The organism is Pandoraea captiosa (assembly GCF_902459775.1).
In the GTDB taxonomy this organism is placed as follows: domain Bacteria; phylum Pseudomonadota; class Gammaproteobacteria; order Burkholderiales; family Burkholderiaceae; genus Pandoraea; species Pandoraea captiosa.
The window spans coordinates 567162-582801 of record NZ_CABPSQ010000001.1 but is presented as its reverse complement, the minus strand read 5'-3'; the positions used below and the strand labels follow the sequence as shown (position 1 = coordinate 582801).

Annotated in this window: 14 protein-coding genes and 1 tRNA gene; 6 read left to right on the top strand and 9 right to left on the bottom strand. The window is 62.9% G+C overall.

Features of this window, described 5'->3' with window-relative positions; genetic code table 11:
* Window positions 1-155 precede the first annotated feature (155 nt).
* Together PCA31118_RS02530 and PCA31118_RS02525 are read left to right on the top strand one after the other, a co-directional pair.
* Entirely contained in the window at window positions 156-1943 is a 1788-nt protein-coding gene (locus PCA31118_RS02530) for a CocE/NonD family hydrolase (RefSeq protein WP_150622646.1), read from the top strand.
* An 88-nt stretch (window positions 1944-2031) separates the two neighbouring features.
* The gene (locus tag PCA31118_RS02525; RefSeq protein ID WP_150622644.1) at window positions 2032-2946 is read left to right on the top strand and encodes an SDR family oxidoreductase; all 915 of its coding nucleotides are present in this window, start codon (window positions 2032-2034) and stop codon (window positions 2944-2946) included.
* Between the two features lie 26 nt (window positions 2947-2972).
* Here the strand turns inward: PCA31118_RS02525 and PCA31118_RS02520 are convergent, their stop codons facing one another.
* The gene (locus PCA31118_RS02520) at window positions 2973-3908 is read right to left on the bottom strand and encodes an aromatic alcohol reductase (RefSeq protein ID WP_150622642.1); all 936 of its coding nucleotides are present in this window, start codon (window positions 3906-3908) and stop codon (window positions 2973-2975) included.
* A 310-nt stretch (window positions 3909-4218) separates the two neighbouring features.
* On the opposite strand from PCA31118_RS02520, the gene PCA31118_RS02515 reads away from it, so the two are divergent.
* A complete protein-coding gene (locus PCA31118_RS02515) occupies window positions 4219-5127 on the top strand; it encodes a LysR family transcriptional regulator (protein WP_217431231.1) in 909 nt (302 codons plus the stop codon).
* A gap of 21 nt (window positions 5128-5148) precedes the next feature.
* Here PCA31118_RS02515 and PCA31118_RS02510 read toward each other — a convergent pair whose 3' ends face one another.
* The 3 genes from PCA31118_RS02510 to PCA31118_RS02500 are packed head-to-tail and all read right to left on the bottom strand — an operon-like array spanning window position 5149 to window position 8365.
* The gene (locus PCA31118_RS02510) at window positions 5149-6474 is read right to left on the bottom strand and encodes a dicarboxylate/amino acid:cation symporter (protein ID WP_150622640.1); all 1326 of its coding nucleotides are present in this window, start codon (window positions 6472-6474) and stop codon (window positions 5149-5151) included.
* 35 nt (window positions 6475-6509) lie between these two features.
* The gene (locus PCA31118_RS02505) at window positions 6510-7427 is read right to left on the bottom strand and encodes an ornithine cyclodeaminase family protein (RefSeq protein WP_150622638.1); all 918 of its coding nucleotides are present in this window, start codon (window positions 7425-7427) and stop codon (window positions 6510-6512) included.
* The gene (locus tag PCA31118_RS02500; protein WP_343043246.1) at window positions 7424-8365 is read right to left on the bottom strand and encodes a PhzF family phenazine biosynthesis protein; all 942 of its coding nucleotides are present in this window, start codon (window positions 8363-8365) and stop codon (window positions 7424-7426) included. The genes PCA31118_RS02505 and PCA31118_RS02500 overlap by 4 nt, the downstream gene beginning before the upstream one ends.
* 291 nt (window positions 8366-8656) lie before the next feature.
* Here PCA31118_RS02500 and PCA31118_RS02495 point away from each other — a divergent pair, with 291 nt between their 5' ends.
* Entirely contained in the window at window positions 8657-9562 is a 906-nt protein-coding gene (locus PCA31118_RS02495) for a helix-turn-helix domain-containing protein (protein ID WP_246190019.1), read from the top strand.
* Here PCA31118_RS02495 and PCA31118_RS26930 read toward each other — a convergent pair.
* Together PCA31118_RS26930 and PCA31118_RS02490 are read right to left on the bottom strand one after the other, a co-directional pair.
* A complete protein-coding gene (locus PCA31118_RS26930; protein ID WP_174990305.1) occupies window positions 9534-9695 on the bottom strand; it encodes a hypothetical protein in 162 nt (53 codons plus the stop codon). The two genes, PCA31118_RS02495 and PCA31118_RS26930, sit on opposite strands and share 29 nt — an antisense overlap.
* Before the next feature lie 34 nt (window positions 9696-9729).
* Window positions 9730-9915, bottom strand: a complete 186-nt coding sequence (locus PCA31118_RS02490) for a hypothetical protein (RefSeq protein ID WP_150622633.1) — start codon at window positions 9913-9915, stop codon at window positions 9730-9732.
* 218 nt (window positions 9916-10133) lie between these two features.
* On the opposite strand from PCA31118_RS02490, the gene PCA31118_RS02485 reads away from it, so the two are divergent.
* Complete coding sequence (locus tag PCA31118_RS02485; protein WP_150622631.1) at window positions 10134-10346, top strand: hypothetical protein; 213 nt, start codon at window positions 10134-10136, stop codon at window positions 10344-10346.
* A 126-nt stretch (window positions 10347-10472) separates the two neighbouring features.
* Here PCA31118_RS02485 and PCA31118_RS02480 read toward each other — a convergent pair.
* Window positions 10473-10559, bottom strand: a tRNA-Leu gene (locus tag PCA31118_RS02480).
* Window positions 10560-10853: 294 nt separating this feature from the next.
* Between PCA31118_RS02480 and hpnD the strand changes: the two genes are divergently transcribed.
* Window positions 10854-11729: a presqualene diphosphate synthase HpnD gene (hpnD, locus tag PCA31118_RS02475; RefSeq protein WP_174990304.1), complete on the top strand. Its 876-nt coding sequence runs from the start codon at window positions 10854-10856 to the stop codon at window positions 11727-11729.
* 236 nt (window positions 11730-11965) lie between these two features.
* On the opposite strand, the gene PCA31118_RS02470 is transcribed toward hpnD, so the two are convergent.
* The gene (locus PCA31118_RS02470) at window positions 11966-13192 is read right to left on the bottom strand and encodes a DUF1501 domain-containing protein (protein WP_150623674.1); all 1227 of its coding nucleotides are present in this window, start codon (window positions 13190-13192) and stop codon (window positions 11966-11968) included.
* 251 nt (window positions 13193-13443) lie between these two features.
* Window positions 13444-14991, bottom strand: coding sequence for a DUF1800 domain-containing protein (locus PCA31118_RS02465; protein ID WP_246190074.1), 1548 nt, complete (start codon window positions 14989-14991; stop codon window positions 13444-13446).
* Window positions 14992-15640: the final 649 nt, after the last annotated feature.

Sequence of the window (15640 nt, the reverse complement as noted above, 5' to 3'; positions counted from 1 at the left end):
CTGCTTGACACTGGCATTTGTCTGACCTAGGCTGTTTCGGAGCGCCCTGCCATGCGCGGGGCTTCAGCGAGCGATGTGCGCGCACGTCGCCCACGCCTGCCGTGGGCCGACGCCTGCGCGGTCGCTCGTCAAATCTTTCCAGACAGGACACGGCCATGCGCAACGGCGACAACGGCGGCAACGGCGTAGCGAATACGGAAGTTCTCACCCGAGAAACCCGCGCGGACGGGATGCGCATTATCTGGGACGCGGCGATCCCGATGGACGACGGCGTCATCTTGCGCGCCGACGTCTTTCTTCCGGTGGAACCGGGACGCTACGCGACGATCCTGAGCTGCGGCCCCTACGCGAAAGGACTAGCGTTCCAGAGCGGCTACAAGGCGGCATGGGACGAAATGGTGTCCGCGTGCGCAGAGGTCGCCTCGGGCACGACCAACAGGTATCAGAACTGGGAGGTCGTGGATCCTGAAAAATGGGTGCCGGACGGCTTTGTCTGTGTCCGCGTGGACAGCCGCGGGTCCGGAAACTCGCAGGGCACCCTCGACCTCCTGTCGGTGCGTCAGGCGCGCGATCTGCACGACTGCATCGAGTGGGCGGCCTCGCAAACGTGGAGTAATGCCAAAGTGGGCCTGAACGGTATTTCCTATTACGCGATGATGCAGTGGGCCGCTGCCGCGCTGCGCCCGCCGCACCTGGCGGCGATTTGCGTATGGGAAGGCGGTATCGACTTCTATCGGGATGTCGCTCGTCACGGAGGGATTTATTGCCAGTTTCTCTCGTCGTGGTTTGCACATCAGATCGTGCCGTTACAGCACGGTTATGGCGAACGCGGCGCACGAAGTGCCGTGACCGGCGAGCTGGTGGCCGGCGCCATTACGCTGGACGGAACCGAGTTGGCGGCCAATCGCATCGACCCCGGCAAGGCGACACTAGAAACACCACTGGACGGCGATCTGTATCGCCAACACAGCCCGGATCCTGCGCAGGTCATCGCGCCCTTGTTGTCCTCCGGGAACTGGGGCGGGATGGGCTTGCATCTTCGCGGCAACTTCGAAGGCTATCTGGCCGCGGCGTCGCCCCAGAAGTGGCTCGAGGTCCACGGCGACACGCATTACACGCCCTTCTATCGCAACGAAGGCCTCACCTTACAGAAACGCTTCTTCGGCCACTTCCTTCAAGCGCGGGATACGGGTTGGCACAACCAGCCACCGGTGCAACTGCAGATCCGCCATCCGGGAGAACACTTCACGATGCGCGCCGAGCAGGAGTGGCCACTCGCCCGAACGCAATGGACGCGTTTCTATCTCGATCCGAACGGACAGCACCTCGTGACCGAGCCCGTGTCAGGTAAGCCCCTTTCCTATGAGACTCGCGGCGAGGGCCTCTTCTTCTCCTTGCCCCCGGCGTCGGAACCGCTGGAAATCACCGGCCCCATCGCCGCACGACTGGTCGTGTCGTCCGACACCACGGACGCGGATCTTTTCCTGGCGCTTCGACTTTATGCGCCCGACGGCGAAGAGGTGCTGTTTATTGGTTCGAACGATCCGCAGGTGCCCGTGGCGCTTGGCTGGTTGCGCGCCTCGCAGCGCAAGCTCGATCCGCAACGCAGCCTTCCCTATCGTCCGTATCACACCCACGATGAGACTCAGCGTTTGACGCCGGGTGAAAAGGTGGTGCTCGACATCGAGATCTGGCCCACATGCATTGTCGTGCCTCCCGGTTACACATTGACATTGAACGTGCGCGGTCGCGACTACGACCACGGACGCGGAACTGGGCAGGCCGCCCACGGGGCGCACCGGATGACCGGCGTCGGGCCGTTCCGGCACAACGCCGCCGAAGATCGGCCCGCAGATATTTTCGACACCACGAATACGCTTCACTTCGATAGCGGCGCGGAACCGTTTCTTCTGCTCCCCGTCATCCCACCCAATACGAAATGACGCGCGACCTTGCCGCCGTCGTCGATCGTTCTGTTCCGTTCCGTTCCGTTCCGTTCCGACTTCGGCACGGTACAAAGGAGATTGAATCATGCGCGTTTTTCTCACTGGCGCCACCGGACTCATCGGGTCTGCGGTGATTCCTCAACTGCGCAACGCCGGACATCAGGTGCTTGGACTGGTTCGCTCGGAGGCCGGTGCGAATTATTTGCGATCGATGGGCGCACAGCCCCATCCCGGCAGTCTTCAGGACATGGACAGCATTCGCGCTGGCGTGATGGCCGCCGACGCTGTGATCCACTGTGCTTTCGACCACGACTTCTCGAGGTTTCGCGAGAATGCCGAGCTCGACGCGCGCGTCATCGCGGTCTTTGGCGAGCTGTTGGCAGGCACCGATCGCGCCCTCATCGTCAGTACCGGCTTGCCCGTGGACGCCCGCACCACGCCGATTACCGAGGTGACGCTTGCACCTTCGATCCCTTCGACACCGCGGGTCTCCGAACAAACGGCCCTGTCGTTGAGGGAGCACGGGGTCCATGTGAACGTCATCCGTCTGCCGCAGGTTCACAGCACCGTGAGACAAGGTCTGGTGACGTTCCTGATCGATATTGCGAAGCGGTTAAAGGTTTCTGCCTACGTCGACGAGGGGCAGAACCGATGGTCCGCGTGCCATGTCGACGACGTGGCACGCGTGTACGTTCGCGCATTGGAGACACACCGCGATGGCGCCATCTACCACGCCATAGGCGAGCAAGGGATTGCGCTCAGAACGATAGCGCAGACCATCGGGCAAGGCCTGAACGTTCCGGTCGTCTCCATCCCTGCCGCCCAAGCCGACGCCCATTTCGGTTTTCTCGGCAAGCTCGTTCAGCGCGACCTCTGCGCGACGAGCGTCATCACGCGGCAACAGCTGGACTGGGCGCCCGTCGGGCCCGGCCTCATCGATGACATCGAATCGCATCTGCGAGGCCAGACGCCCCCGACACGTCCTACCAACGCCGCCTAGAGGGTCCGACGGCGGCATGCCGCGCGTCAGCCCAGCCGCGCGCGCAGGTACGCCTCCACATCGACGGTGGGAAGCCCCTCGCGCGCGTTGTATGTGGCGGACCGGTCCCACCACATGCCGTCTCCGGCGGCAAACGCCGCCCGATAACGCGTCATGACGTCGCCGGGAGCAGCGCTCAGGTCCGCGCGCAGCTTTTCGAGGCTCCACGCCGTCTTCTCAAACGTGCGGCCGGTGACCCGCTCCACCACCTCGGCCAGCCGACCATAAGAGATGGTGTCGCCTGCGACATACACGACTTCGTCGACGATGCGCGGTTCGGCGAGCAGGATATGCGTGGTGAGCTTGCCGACGTCTTCGGGAGTCGTCACAGTCACCTTTGTCTCCCAACTGCCCAGCCCGTGCATCGTGCCATGCTCGAGATTGACCACGTCGAACGCAGGCTCGAACAGGAAGCTGGTAAACATGCCCGTCGACACAATGACCCACTCGGTCTTCGATTGCGCGCGAAGCAACTGACGCACTTCGTACTGTTCGTCGAACACAGGCTGTCCGCTGCCGCGACCGACCACGTCATAGTCGACGCCGAACTGCCATGGGAAATAGCGCTCGACGCCCGCGTCCAGGGCCGCCCGGGTGATTTTCAGTTGAGTGCCAGGGCCAGCCACGAATCCCGTGCAGTTGACGACCGTCCGGAATCGCTTGAACAGGTCCGTGAGCGCATCGCCCTCGGCCGCGAGATCGAAGGCGACGATCTCCACACCGAGTTGGCGAAGCGCCGACAAGTTCTCGCTATCCTGCGACGACGGTGCATGGATCATCTGCGGCGAGACCAATACCGTAATCGGCGTTTTGGGGGTTTGCCGTTGCGAACGTGCCGGTACAAGGGCGCGCAGCACGGCCATGCCGAGTTGGCCCGCCCCGAGGACGATCATGTTTTCAATGTTGACCTTCGTGTCGTTCATCGTGAAATTCCTTGTTTGATAACCTTCGTCATTCGTCGGTGTAATGGGTTGACGCGCTGGCGCATTTCGCGCCCAGGATCGGCCGGCGACGTTCTTATGGTGGCGACATTCGGTCGCCGCGATAAGACCGCAAGCGTGGTTTTCAGAATTCATGATGCACGAATGGTCTGGACGGGTTGACGAACGCCGGACAGAATCGCTGGCGCCGAAATGCCGATATAGCGATGTGGCGATGTGGCGATATGGCGATGTGGCGATATGGCGATGTGCCGATATCGAGCGCACGAGCCGAAAAACAGGGAGAGCGAGCGTGGTGGACAGATTGCAGGCGATGGAAATTTTCACGCGGGTGGTCGAAGCCCATGGGTTCAAGAAGGCTGCCGGAACGTTGTCGCTCCCGCCCGCCACGGTGACGAAGACGATCAAGGACCTCGAAGCGCATCTCGGCACGCGACTTCTGAACAGGACCACTCGCGCGCTGAGCCTCACCGATGCGGGTCAACGCTACTACGAGAGCTGCAAGCTGATCCTGCATGAGGTACAAAGCGCCGAGGAGGCCATCGCCGGGCCCGAGCGGGAGGTTCGCGGGTCCATCCGCGTGAGCACCACGCCTTCGTTGGCAAGCCGCATCATCATTCCGGCGCTTCCCCAATTCACCGCACGACACCCCCACATCGAGGTCGGACTGCGGCTGAGCGATTCGGTCTCGGACCTCGTCCAGGAAGGCCTCGACTGCGTCATCCGAGCCGGAGAACCCCAACCGTCAGCCACGCTCGTCGCGCGTCGGCTGACGACCTTTCGATGGCTCATCTGCGCATCCCCGGCCTATCTCGCCAATCACGGCGAACCCATGTCGCTGGAAGATCTTCGCCAGCATCACGCCGTGGGTTACACGTCCAGCAGAACAGGCCGGTCATCCGAATGGGTCTTCCGGGAAGCGGGACAATTGCACGCGATCGCCATGTCGGAGCAAGTGTCCGTCGACGACACCGAGGCGTATGTCGCGAGCGGCGTGGCAGGACTGGGCCTGATCCGAAGCGCGGACTACATGGTGCACGCCCTGATCGCCGAAGGCCGCCTGAAACAGGTCCTGCAAGACCACACCGCACCTGCCGAACCCATCTCCCTCCTGTATCCACAAAGTCGCTACCGATCGGCTGCGCTGCGCACCTTTGTCGACTGGTGCGTGCAGATCTTCAGCGGGCAAGGCGCGGCTTGATGGGCACGCAGACGCATGGCATCACGGCGTGGGCCTTTCGATTGCCGTGGTTCGAAGCGCAGAAGTCAACGACTCACCGGATGCAACGACCGACGGCTGCACAGGTCGCCCCGCATCGTCCTCGGATGGCGCGAGCACGCCTTCCCATTTGGCGACCGCCGCCGACGCCACCGCGTTGCCCAGCACATTGGTTGCGGTACGCCCCATGTCGAGGAAGTGATCGACGCCCATGATCAGCAGCAATCCTGCCTCCGGAATATTGAACTGACTCAGCGTGGCCGCAATGACGACAAGGGAGGCGCGCGGCACGGCCGCCATGCCTTTGCTCGTGAGCATCAGAATCGCGAGCATTGACAATTGCTCGCCAAACGACAGATTCACGCCGTACGCCTGGGCAATGAAGAGCGTGGCAAACGTGCAATACATCATGGTGCCGTCAAGATTGAACGAGTACCCGATGGGCAGCACGAAGCTCGCGATCCGGTTGGGCACACCGAATCGCTCCAGTTGCTCCAGCGTTTTCGGATAGACCGATTCACTGCTTGCGGTGCTGAATCCAAGCAGCATCGGCACGCGCATGCAGCCCACGAGCGAGAAGACACGCCTGCCCAGCATGGCACCCCCGGCCAGCACCAACAGCAACCAGAGCATCGCCAGCGCAACGTAAAATTCCCCCATGAAGCGGCCGTAGGTGATCAGCACCGACAGCCCGCGCGTGGCCACCACGTTCGCCAACGCGCCAAACACGGCGAACGGTGCGGCAGCCATCACGTACGACGTCACGCGCAGCATGACGTGCGAGATTTCGTCGAGCAATTGGACGACCCCGTCCCCCTTCTTCCCCAGCGCGGTCAGACCGACGCTAAAGAATGCAGCGAACACGACGATCTGGAGAATCTCGTTGGTCGACATCGCAGCGACAATACTGCTCGGCACGAGATGAACGACGAATTGTTCCAACGACAACCCGCTGACGCTCAGCCCCGTTGCCGCGTTGGCGGGCGGCAGGGCCGACGCCAGCAATGCACCGGGCCTGAGCCAGTTCGCCAGACAGGCACCGAGCGTCAACGAGATGAAGCCCGCCGCAAGGAACCAGCACAACGTACGCAGTCCGATGCGCCCCGCGGCGCGCACGTCGCCGATCTTCGTCACACCGATGACCAGCGTACAAAATACGAGCGGCGCGATGATCATCTTGATCAGGCGCAGAAACAACTCGGCAAGCAGAGAAAAATAGCGTCCGACACGCGCGGCATCATCCGCAGACAGCCAGACGTGACACGCATAGCCAACAACGATTCCGAGCACCATCCCGATCAGGATGCGTGCGGTCAGGGGAAGCTTCATAGACAACTCCGGGGATGTCGACGCGTCGAGACGATTTACGACGCGGTGAGGCGCGAGTACGCGAGATGGGCGACGGCGGCGTCCTGCAATGCAATGCCGACCGCCTTATAGATCACGATATCTGTGGCTGTCGCAGGCCTGCGCTCGTCCGAGGCAATGACGCAGGACAGATCGATGAGTGTCGATGGCGAGAGCCACGTCTGCGACGGGAGCAACAGGTCACCGGTCTCGCGCGGCGTCTGGCCGGTCCAGTCGACGACGATGCGCGACGCGCGCTGCAATGTCGAATCGTCCATTTCGCGTTGATCGGGACGTGTGGCGCCAATGCTCGCCACGAACGCGCCTTCACGCAGCCATTCGCCACGAATGACCGGTGCGCACGCGCGCGTGGCGAGTATCACGATGTCCGACGCTGCGGCTAGCGGCGCGTCGACGAGGATCGCCGTCAGTCCGAATTCGTGCGCCAGATCCTCAGCCAGCCGTTGCGCGCTGACGTCGTCGTGACTGTGAATTCGCACTTCGCGAAGGCTTGGGCGGTTTCCGAAGGCCATGGCATGGGCTCGGGCCTGAATGCCGCTGCCGAACAGACCCAGCGTACGGCTGTCGTCGCGGGCCAGGCATGACGCGGCAATTTGCGTCGTTGCCGCGGTCCGGAACCCGGTAATGGTGTCGCCTTCCAGCAGCGCGATCAGTTCACCGTCGTCAAGCGAGAACAGTGCGATGTAGAAGCGAAAGCGGCCATCGATCGTCGTATAGAGTTTGCTCGCCGCAATGCGGTGCGAACCGAGTATCGCGCTCATGGCGCTGAATTTGACGTCGTCGAGACCGATGCGGGCGCGTGGCTGGACCGCAGCGCTGCCGGCGGCCATCTCCAGATAGGCGCCGCGTATCGCGTCGGCGGCGGACGCCACATCGAGGACACCGCCCACTTGCGCGTTGTCAAATGTCTTCATGCCAGCGACTCCAGCAGAGTGAATTCGACGGCACCGCTGATCCAACAACCGGCACTCCTGTCGACGGGATCGCGCAGGGCGACGCGAATGCACGACGGTCTCCCCATCGCGAAGCCCTGGTACACCCGCAGGTTGGCATCGCCGCCGGTGAGCAAGCCGTAGTGGATGGCACCGTACAGCGTGGCGGCAGCGGCAATCCCCGTCGCGGCGTCTTCGGGATATCCCGAGGCGCGCGGGAATTGGCGCGCGTGCAGTTCGAGCGGTTTGGCGCGCTCGACGGCGAACGGGTAGAGCCCCGTCGAGTCGAGGGCGTCGCACAGCGGCGCGACGCCCGTGAGTCTCGGGGCAAGCGCATCGAGCACATCGACCGACCTGAGCGGGATCAGTGTCTTCGTGCGACTCGTACGGGCGTTGGCGATGCCCATTGGCGCAAGGTCGTCGTGCGAGATGCACAAGACCTCGCAGATGGAATCGATCAACGACGGATCATTGATCGGTTCCACGATACCTCGGGGTTGTCCGACGTCGATGCGTTTGGTCTCATCGTCAAAGCGCACGTCGACAATGCCGCTCAATGTCTCGACAGTGGCTTTGGGTGTGGTCCACCGGCCAGCCTGACGCAGCAACCACATTGCGCCGAGCGTGGCGTGACCACACATTTCCATTTCGTGGGCCGGTACGAAGAAGCGTAAGCGGAAGGCGTGGCGAGGGTCTGCGGCGCGGCAGACAAAGGCGCTCTCGTGCCCGTAGCGCGCGGCGATCGCTTTCATCTCGTCGGCTGACATGTGATCGGCGTCGAGCACGACAGGCGCGGGATTTCCGCCATTGGAGCCAGCGGAGAATACGTTGACGAATCGCAGATCCGGTGCGGCGTCGGTGCGGCGGGTGGGGTCAGCGATATCGGTGGTACCGGTGGGATCGTAAGGATTGGGTGGCACTTTGAGACTCTCGTGATGGCAGGTGGCGCAAGCATGACGAGGCGGAAAAAGACCGTCGCCGCTTATCGGGCCATGGAAGGCGTCTGATCGGGCCAAATGCCGGACGGCCCCGACCGTGCGCGCCGGGCAACGATAACTAGTTTCCCGGAGATCATGGTCGGCACTGGCGTCGAGCCGGCGTGTGTTGGCCAGATGGCCGGGGGACTTTGCAATGCGTTTGCTGAGGCTATACTGAGTGCTTGAATGTGATGCCGTCGGGCGACGCCCGTGCCGCATCGACAGTTTTCGTCATTGCTGCAATTCTTCGTCGCAGGCCTCAAACGGCCGAGGAAGCGTAACGTGAAGTCCTATCCGACCGCTCAGCGTCATCTATGCGGCGATCGAATCGCCGACGTGCGGCACGTGTCGGTTGGCGAGTACCGTACGCAGCCGCATATGCATGATGACGAGTACATGTTTCTGCTGCCGAGAACCGGGCAACTGGTGCTCAACGTCGAAACGAATGTCTTGCCCGTACGGGTCGCCCCCAAGTCCTTCGTCGTGGTACCGCCGCAGCGCGTGCATGACACGCGCGGCTATCGCGCAGGTCAGGCCCATGTGGCGGTCTATGTGGCGAGCGACTTTGTCGCGTTCTGCGAGCGAAAGGCCCAGCGTAGGCTTTCCTGTTCGCGTGTCACGCTCTGGTCCGCGCCGATGCTTCTTCTGGATGCCGTGCGGGTCGCCACGACGAATGCCGATGCCTCCGGCCCTGCCCTTTCTTCTGAGCTGTCGACCTTTCGCGCGGATCTCAGCGCCCGCATGCTCGCGGCGACCTGCATTGAAGCGGGGTTGACGTCGGCACCGTTGAGCGCTGATCGCATGGCGGCGAATGCGGAGATCGTTCGCGACATTCGTGCGTTTTTGGACGCGACGCTCGACCAGCCAGTCCCGCTGGATCGCATCGCTTACGAATTTGGGTTGTCGCGCCGGACGTTGACGCGAATTTTCCGCGACTTCACGGGGGAAACCGTGGTGGATTATCAATCGCGTCGCCGAGTCGAGAGGGCTGTGTCGCTGCTTAACGCGCCGGGCATGACGGTGCTTGGCGTGGCCGCCGCGGTGGGGCTCGAATCGCCATCGTATCTGGCGCGGCTTTTCAGGAAATACGGATATGCGCCACCGAAAGCGTTCAAAAGCGCTGGCTCGCAGACGGATTGAGCTTGCGTAAACGCTGATCGGCGTCGGGGGGCGTTGGTGGCGTGGGTGGCGTGGGTGGCGTGGGTGGCGGCGTCTCGCGATTGCGCGTTATGAGCGCAGCGCCGCGGTGGGTCTCGCCGACCTGGAGTTTCATGCGGCGCTGGTCCTGACGCTATCTAACCGTGAAGTTAGAGAGCGCTCTTGCCGCCTGCAATTCCGGCTTTTGCGGATTGCAGAGGAATAGCGCAATTGGTTCGGTTAGGGCCCACCCCTCCACCGACCTGAGCCATCTCCGCCGCGCTCAACTCAGCGAGCTTGCCTTTTTCAACGTCCATGTTCTCACCCTGCTTCGCGGGCTGAAGGTCCTTTTCCATTCTCACTCCTACTGGTCTATCGGCTTGCCGCGCAAAATGCACGGCGCCGCTGCCGACTTAGTGCCGAGTCAGCGCCGGCACAATGGACTTTCGGCCATTGCACGCCCGAGCATAGTGACGAAATGAAAGCTGCGCATTGGACTTTAGTCCTATATGAGCCAGGCATCTGAGGTGGCTTGCTTCCGAGAGCAGCGCCATGCGGATAAGAAGGTTTGACGATGCGAATCAAGGTCCAAGGCCAAGAACTGACTGCCGGGGTTGTTGTGGTCGAAAGGCCGAGCGACACCGGCATCACTTGCGGCGCGGTGCAGTTCATCTGTTGTTCGTGCGACGAATTGCACCATTCCGCTGAATTAATCGATGCCATTTTCGGGGCCAAGTTGGCGCCCCGATGGGGCCGACGCATCGATTTTTGGTTTGAAGAGAGGTGAATTTTTGCGCCTCGGACGAACAATCGGAGTTCACGCAAAGACCCCCGCCAAGCCTTAAAGACAGGCCGTTCTCGAGATATTGCGGGAAGAAGTAAGACCTACAGAACCGATGCCAAAACGGAAAGTTGGTGCGAGGAAGGGGACTCGAACCCCTACACCCTTTCGGGCGTCAGGACCTAAACCTGGTGCGTCTACCAATTTCGCCATCCTCGCAGCCCGTGGGCGTCGTTGTCCTTGTAGGTACGACATCCCGGCATCGGGTCGACGGCGTGCTTGCGTCCTGTCGGACATGAAAAAGGGCGACTTGTCGCCGCCCCGCTGCACGCGTCAAAGCAGGCGCGTATTCTACATGAACCACTATTGCGCGGCAATCTCCCCCAGACGCGAGTCGCCGCATCCGCCCTACCCGCCCGCCAATGCTAGAATTCGCCCCAATTCATGGCATCTGCCCCACTGCGCTTCCGCGCTGCGCCTGACGGGCATCTGACCAAAACGATACCCATTCGCATGCAACCCCACGAGACCGCCGACAGCACCCCCGGTTCCCCCGCCAACCCCGCCCAGGCCAACGAATACTGCCGCCAGAAAGCTGGCCCGCCCGGCTCCGCGCTCTATTACGCCCTGCTTCAACTACCGCCGTCCAAACGCGACGACGCCTACGCCGTTCACGCCTTCTGCCAGGAAATCGCCGATATTCATGCGGCCGTCCACGATCCCGGTGTCGCACACGCCAAGCTCGACTGGTGGCGCCAGGAACTCGCGCGACTGTTCGACGGGAACCCCGCACACCCCGTCACACGCGCACTCGCCCCCGTCGTCAAGCGTACCGGCCTGTCGCGCGACGCGTTCGAGGCCGTCATGCACGGCGCCGAGATGGATCTCTCGCAAATGCGTTACCTCGATTTCGCAGGACTCACGCACTATTGCGACGCCTCCGGCGGCGCCCCCGCCGAACTCGCCTCACACGTCTACGGCTTCGACGACCCGCAAACCCCCGCCCTCGCCCGCGCTCTGGGCCACGCCATCACGCTCGGCCGACGTGTGACCGACGCCGGCGTCGACGCGCGCGCAGGCTATGTCTACTTTCCCATCGACGAACTGCAACGCTTCGGCGTCACCGCCGCCGACATCCAGAACGGCAAATACTCGCCCGCCTTCGTCGATCTGATGAAATTTCAGCACGCCCGCGCCCAACAGGCGATTGCCGCGGCAGCCGCCGCCATCCCGAAAAAGGATCGCCGCAAACAACGTCCGCTGCTCGCCCTCGCCTCGCTACAACAGGCCCTGATGGACGAAGTCGCCGCCAGCGACTATCAAGTGCTCCACCAGCGGATCGACCTCACGCCCCTGCGAAAATTCTGGAAAGCTTGGCGCGCGCGATGACGCCCGCCTGACGTGTCAGACCCCGTGCCCGACGCGTCATGCTTCGCGGCTTACGCCTCATGCCTCACGTATTCGGCATTGGGCGTCGGGGTATCACGCCTAGCGCCTCAGGCACCAGACACCAGACATCAGGTGGCGGGTGTCTGGTGTCGGGTGTCGGGTGTCACGCATCACGCATCACGCATCACGCATCACGCATCACGCGACCGAAGCCTCACGCTGCCCAAGGTTCCCGCTCAAACGCGCAAGACATCCAACGGCTTGAACGCGCCGCCAAGCACCGGCTGTGGATTCAACCCCCACCAGCGTTGCAGCACCGTGGCGTAGACGTCGCGAAAATCGACGGCGAACGGTAAGTTGCCGTTGCCGTCGAGACGGTCCAGTCTGGGCGCTTCACCGTACAAACCGCCACGCACGCGTCCGCCGGCGATAAAGTGGGGCGCCACCGTGCCGTGGTCCGTGCCGTTACTCTGGTTCTCGCGTGGACGGCGCCCAAACTCCGCATAGGTGACGATCATCGTCGATTGCCACCGATTCAACTCGGTCAGCCCCGCACGCAACGCCATCATCCCCTGCGACAACTGACGTAGCAGATTCGCCTGCTGCCCAGGCTGATTCTGATGTGTGTCGAACCCGTTCAACGTCAGACGCAACACCGCCACGCCACGCCCCGGCTGCGGCACGCCCGTCGGCGAATCCGCCGCGGCCACCACCTGCAACGCAGTCTTGACCACATTGCCAAACGCGCCCTGCGGCATCGGCGTACGCAGGACGTATTGCCCCTGCCTCGGACGCAACCCGTCGGCCGCCTTCACGATGTCGTTCTCAACACGCAACACATGCGCCAATGCAGGGTTGCTCACCTGCGACACATTCGCCGATGCCAGATTCGCATCGCGCAAGAACTGCGCCGGATTCGTCAACGTCACCGCGCGTGCGCCACCGCTCAAGGGGCCGAGTTCGGCGCTGCCGACGATCACGCCGTCCGCATCGAAACCGGGCGGCACCGCCTGCTCGGCAAACGCCCGCGACAGCCAACCGTCGCGCAAATACTCGTCCGAACGCGACGCCGTATTCCATATCTCGATTGAACGGAAGTGCGACAGATTGGGCTGCGGATATCCGACGCCCTGCACGATCGCCAACTCCTTCGCCTGCCACATCGGCAACAGCGCACGCATCTCCGGGTGCAAGCCGCTGTGCTCATCCAGTTGCATCACCTGCTCACGCTTGACGCCGATCGTCGGGCGCAAACTCGCGTACATCGGGTCAGCAAACGGAATGACGGTGTTCAGCCCGTCGTTGCCGCCCTTGAGCTCGATGAGGATCAGCAAATTACCGTAATTCCCCCCCGAGTCCGGCAGTATCCCGGACAAATCTCTCGCTACGGCGAACGCCGGCGCCGGGGTCAGCCACGCTGCACCCAGACCACCCGCAAACGTCAAAAAATCCCGACGACACATCTTGCGCATCACACACCTCGCATCGCCGCCCCTGCACTGTCGTGCTCCCTGGGCGCGCCTCAAAACACACGCATACGTCCTGCCGCTTCCGCCCGCGACGTCAGCGAGCTTCGAAGTCCTTTCCCGTGCGAACCGTGAGGCCAGTCGTCGCCCTCTAAGGTTCTGACGTAGACCCCGGCAGACGGTCCGCCGGAAACGATATCGCGTCCCGAACCGACCGGAGCGAGACGCGCCGTCACACCGTGCTTACATCACTTCAACTGATACGCCGGGTCCATCAGCAACGCCTGCAAAAACGCGGCACCGTTCACGCCGGACGCCTGCGGTGCGGCCGGTGCAAGCGGCAAAACCGCCCGCTGCAACGCCTCACGTGCAGCGCCGTCCGGCACGTCGACCGGCCCCAACGCGTAAGACCCCAGCCAGCGAGACAGGTCGAAACGCACCCCTGCCACCGTTCGCGGCATCGGCTGCGCCACACCGAGCGCCGTGCGCTGCACGCCGCCGTACGTCTGCCTCGAAGACATCGATGACATCGAGGAAGGACCGCCCGCATTGGCGCCCTCCGTCGCGCGGAACATCCGCTCGACGAACTGTTTGCGCGCGAGCAGCGTGGTGCTGTCGATCCAGGCGTCGCCGCCGGGCCACCCTTTAACGTTCGGCGGACGAAACAGGTCTTGCCCCAACACACGCATTTGCTGCGCCAACAGCTGGGGATCGTCATAGCCGATGTCGAACTCTCGTACGGTGTCCGTGACGAACTCGGACGGCGATTTGACCAGCGTGCCGCGCACGCGCATGTCCCAGAACGTCGGCGTAAGCAGCAAGGCGCGCATCGCCACGCGTATGTCGTAACCACTGGCGCGGAACGCATTCGCAACGCGCTCGAGCTGGACCGTGTCCGGCACGGGCGACACGAACTCCCGCCACAACTTGCCGACAACGAACGTCGCCGTCTCCGGACGCGCCAGCAAGATATCGAGTACCTGATCGCCATCGAAGTCCCCGGTGCGACCCAGTACGGTTTTCTCACCCGTATCGTGGACATTGGGATGCCAGACGTAAGTCATGGTCGTGCGATCGATGCTCCAACCGGTATAGGCGCGCGCCGCCTCGCGCACATCCTGCTCGGTGTAATGCCCTTCGCCGAGCGTGAACAGTTCCATGACTTCTCGCGCGAAATTCTCGTTCGGCCGCCCCTTGCGATTCCCGTCGCCATCCAGGTAGATGAGCATTGCGGGATCTTTCGACACCTCATGGAGCATCGCGCCGAAGTTGCCCAGCGCATTCGCGCGCAACAAGACGTTCTGCCGATAAAGTACGGTCGGTTCGCGCACCTTGTCGTCGCTCGACACGAAGTGGTTGTGCCAGAACATGGTCATGCGCTCGGTGAGCGGCGAGGGGGTCGTCGCCATTTCCTGTGCCCACCAAGCGCTCAGCGATGCCGCCATGCGATTGCGGCGCTCGTTGAGCGCGCGACGCTCATCGGCCGTCATGTTTTTGACAGCAGGTCCGAAGAGCGGCGGGTCGTGAGCCCAGGCCGGCGCCGGTGTCACAGCCGTGCGCCGCGCCTGCGCCAACAGTCGGTCAACGGCTTGTGCTCGCGTGAGACCGACGAACGGCGCCAACTCGCGTGCGTCCGGTGCATAGCCGGTTCGCGTGAGGAGATAGCGAGCGTCGTCCCGGGTCAGTTCGCGCGCGGACGGATCGACAGCGGGTTGCGCGGCCCTTGCCGATGGAGTCCGCGTCGCATGGGATGCCCGATAGCCGTTCGGATGACGGGATTCCGACGCATCCACCATCGGCGTGCCCAGCGCCCCGATCAATGCCAGGCAAACGAGCCCGTGAACCATCCGGACCGGACGCACGACACGCAGCATTGGCGGAGCGGCCAAACGCAAGGCGCAAAAAAAGCCAGCGTCGGCAGAGGCTGGCGGATGTCGTTTCGGCTTCATGGCACGCTCGCGTCAAAGTAGCGTCACTGGCGTTTTCGGAAGAAGCGTCTGAGGGCATTCCCGTGGCGAAGGGAAGGCGCACGTCGTGTCAGTGACTATATAGTTCACGCACGGCGTCCTGAATGTGTTGACGCAGCAAGCGCCTATCGTCGGCAGACATATGGCCATTGGGACGGCGCCCAGGCGGTGGGTTAGGCAATTCGTCGCTACGACGATCGGCCTGGGGATCGTTCGGTGATGCTTTCTTGGTGGGATTGCGCGGCGAGGGGGCGGCGGGGGCAGCATTCTGCATTCGGGGCGCGCTGGCGTCCTGCGACTGCGTGCTGAAATGCGCCACGGGACGGGCATAGGTCACGCCCAGGTGTCCCCAGAGCATGATTCCCCCGAACAGTAGCGTAAACTCAGCAGCCCATCTCATCTTGTGCGTATGTCCTTCATGCCATGCGGCTGTTTTTGCCCTGGCAGGGGTGCAAGTGTACCCACTGCCTATGGTCAG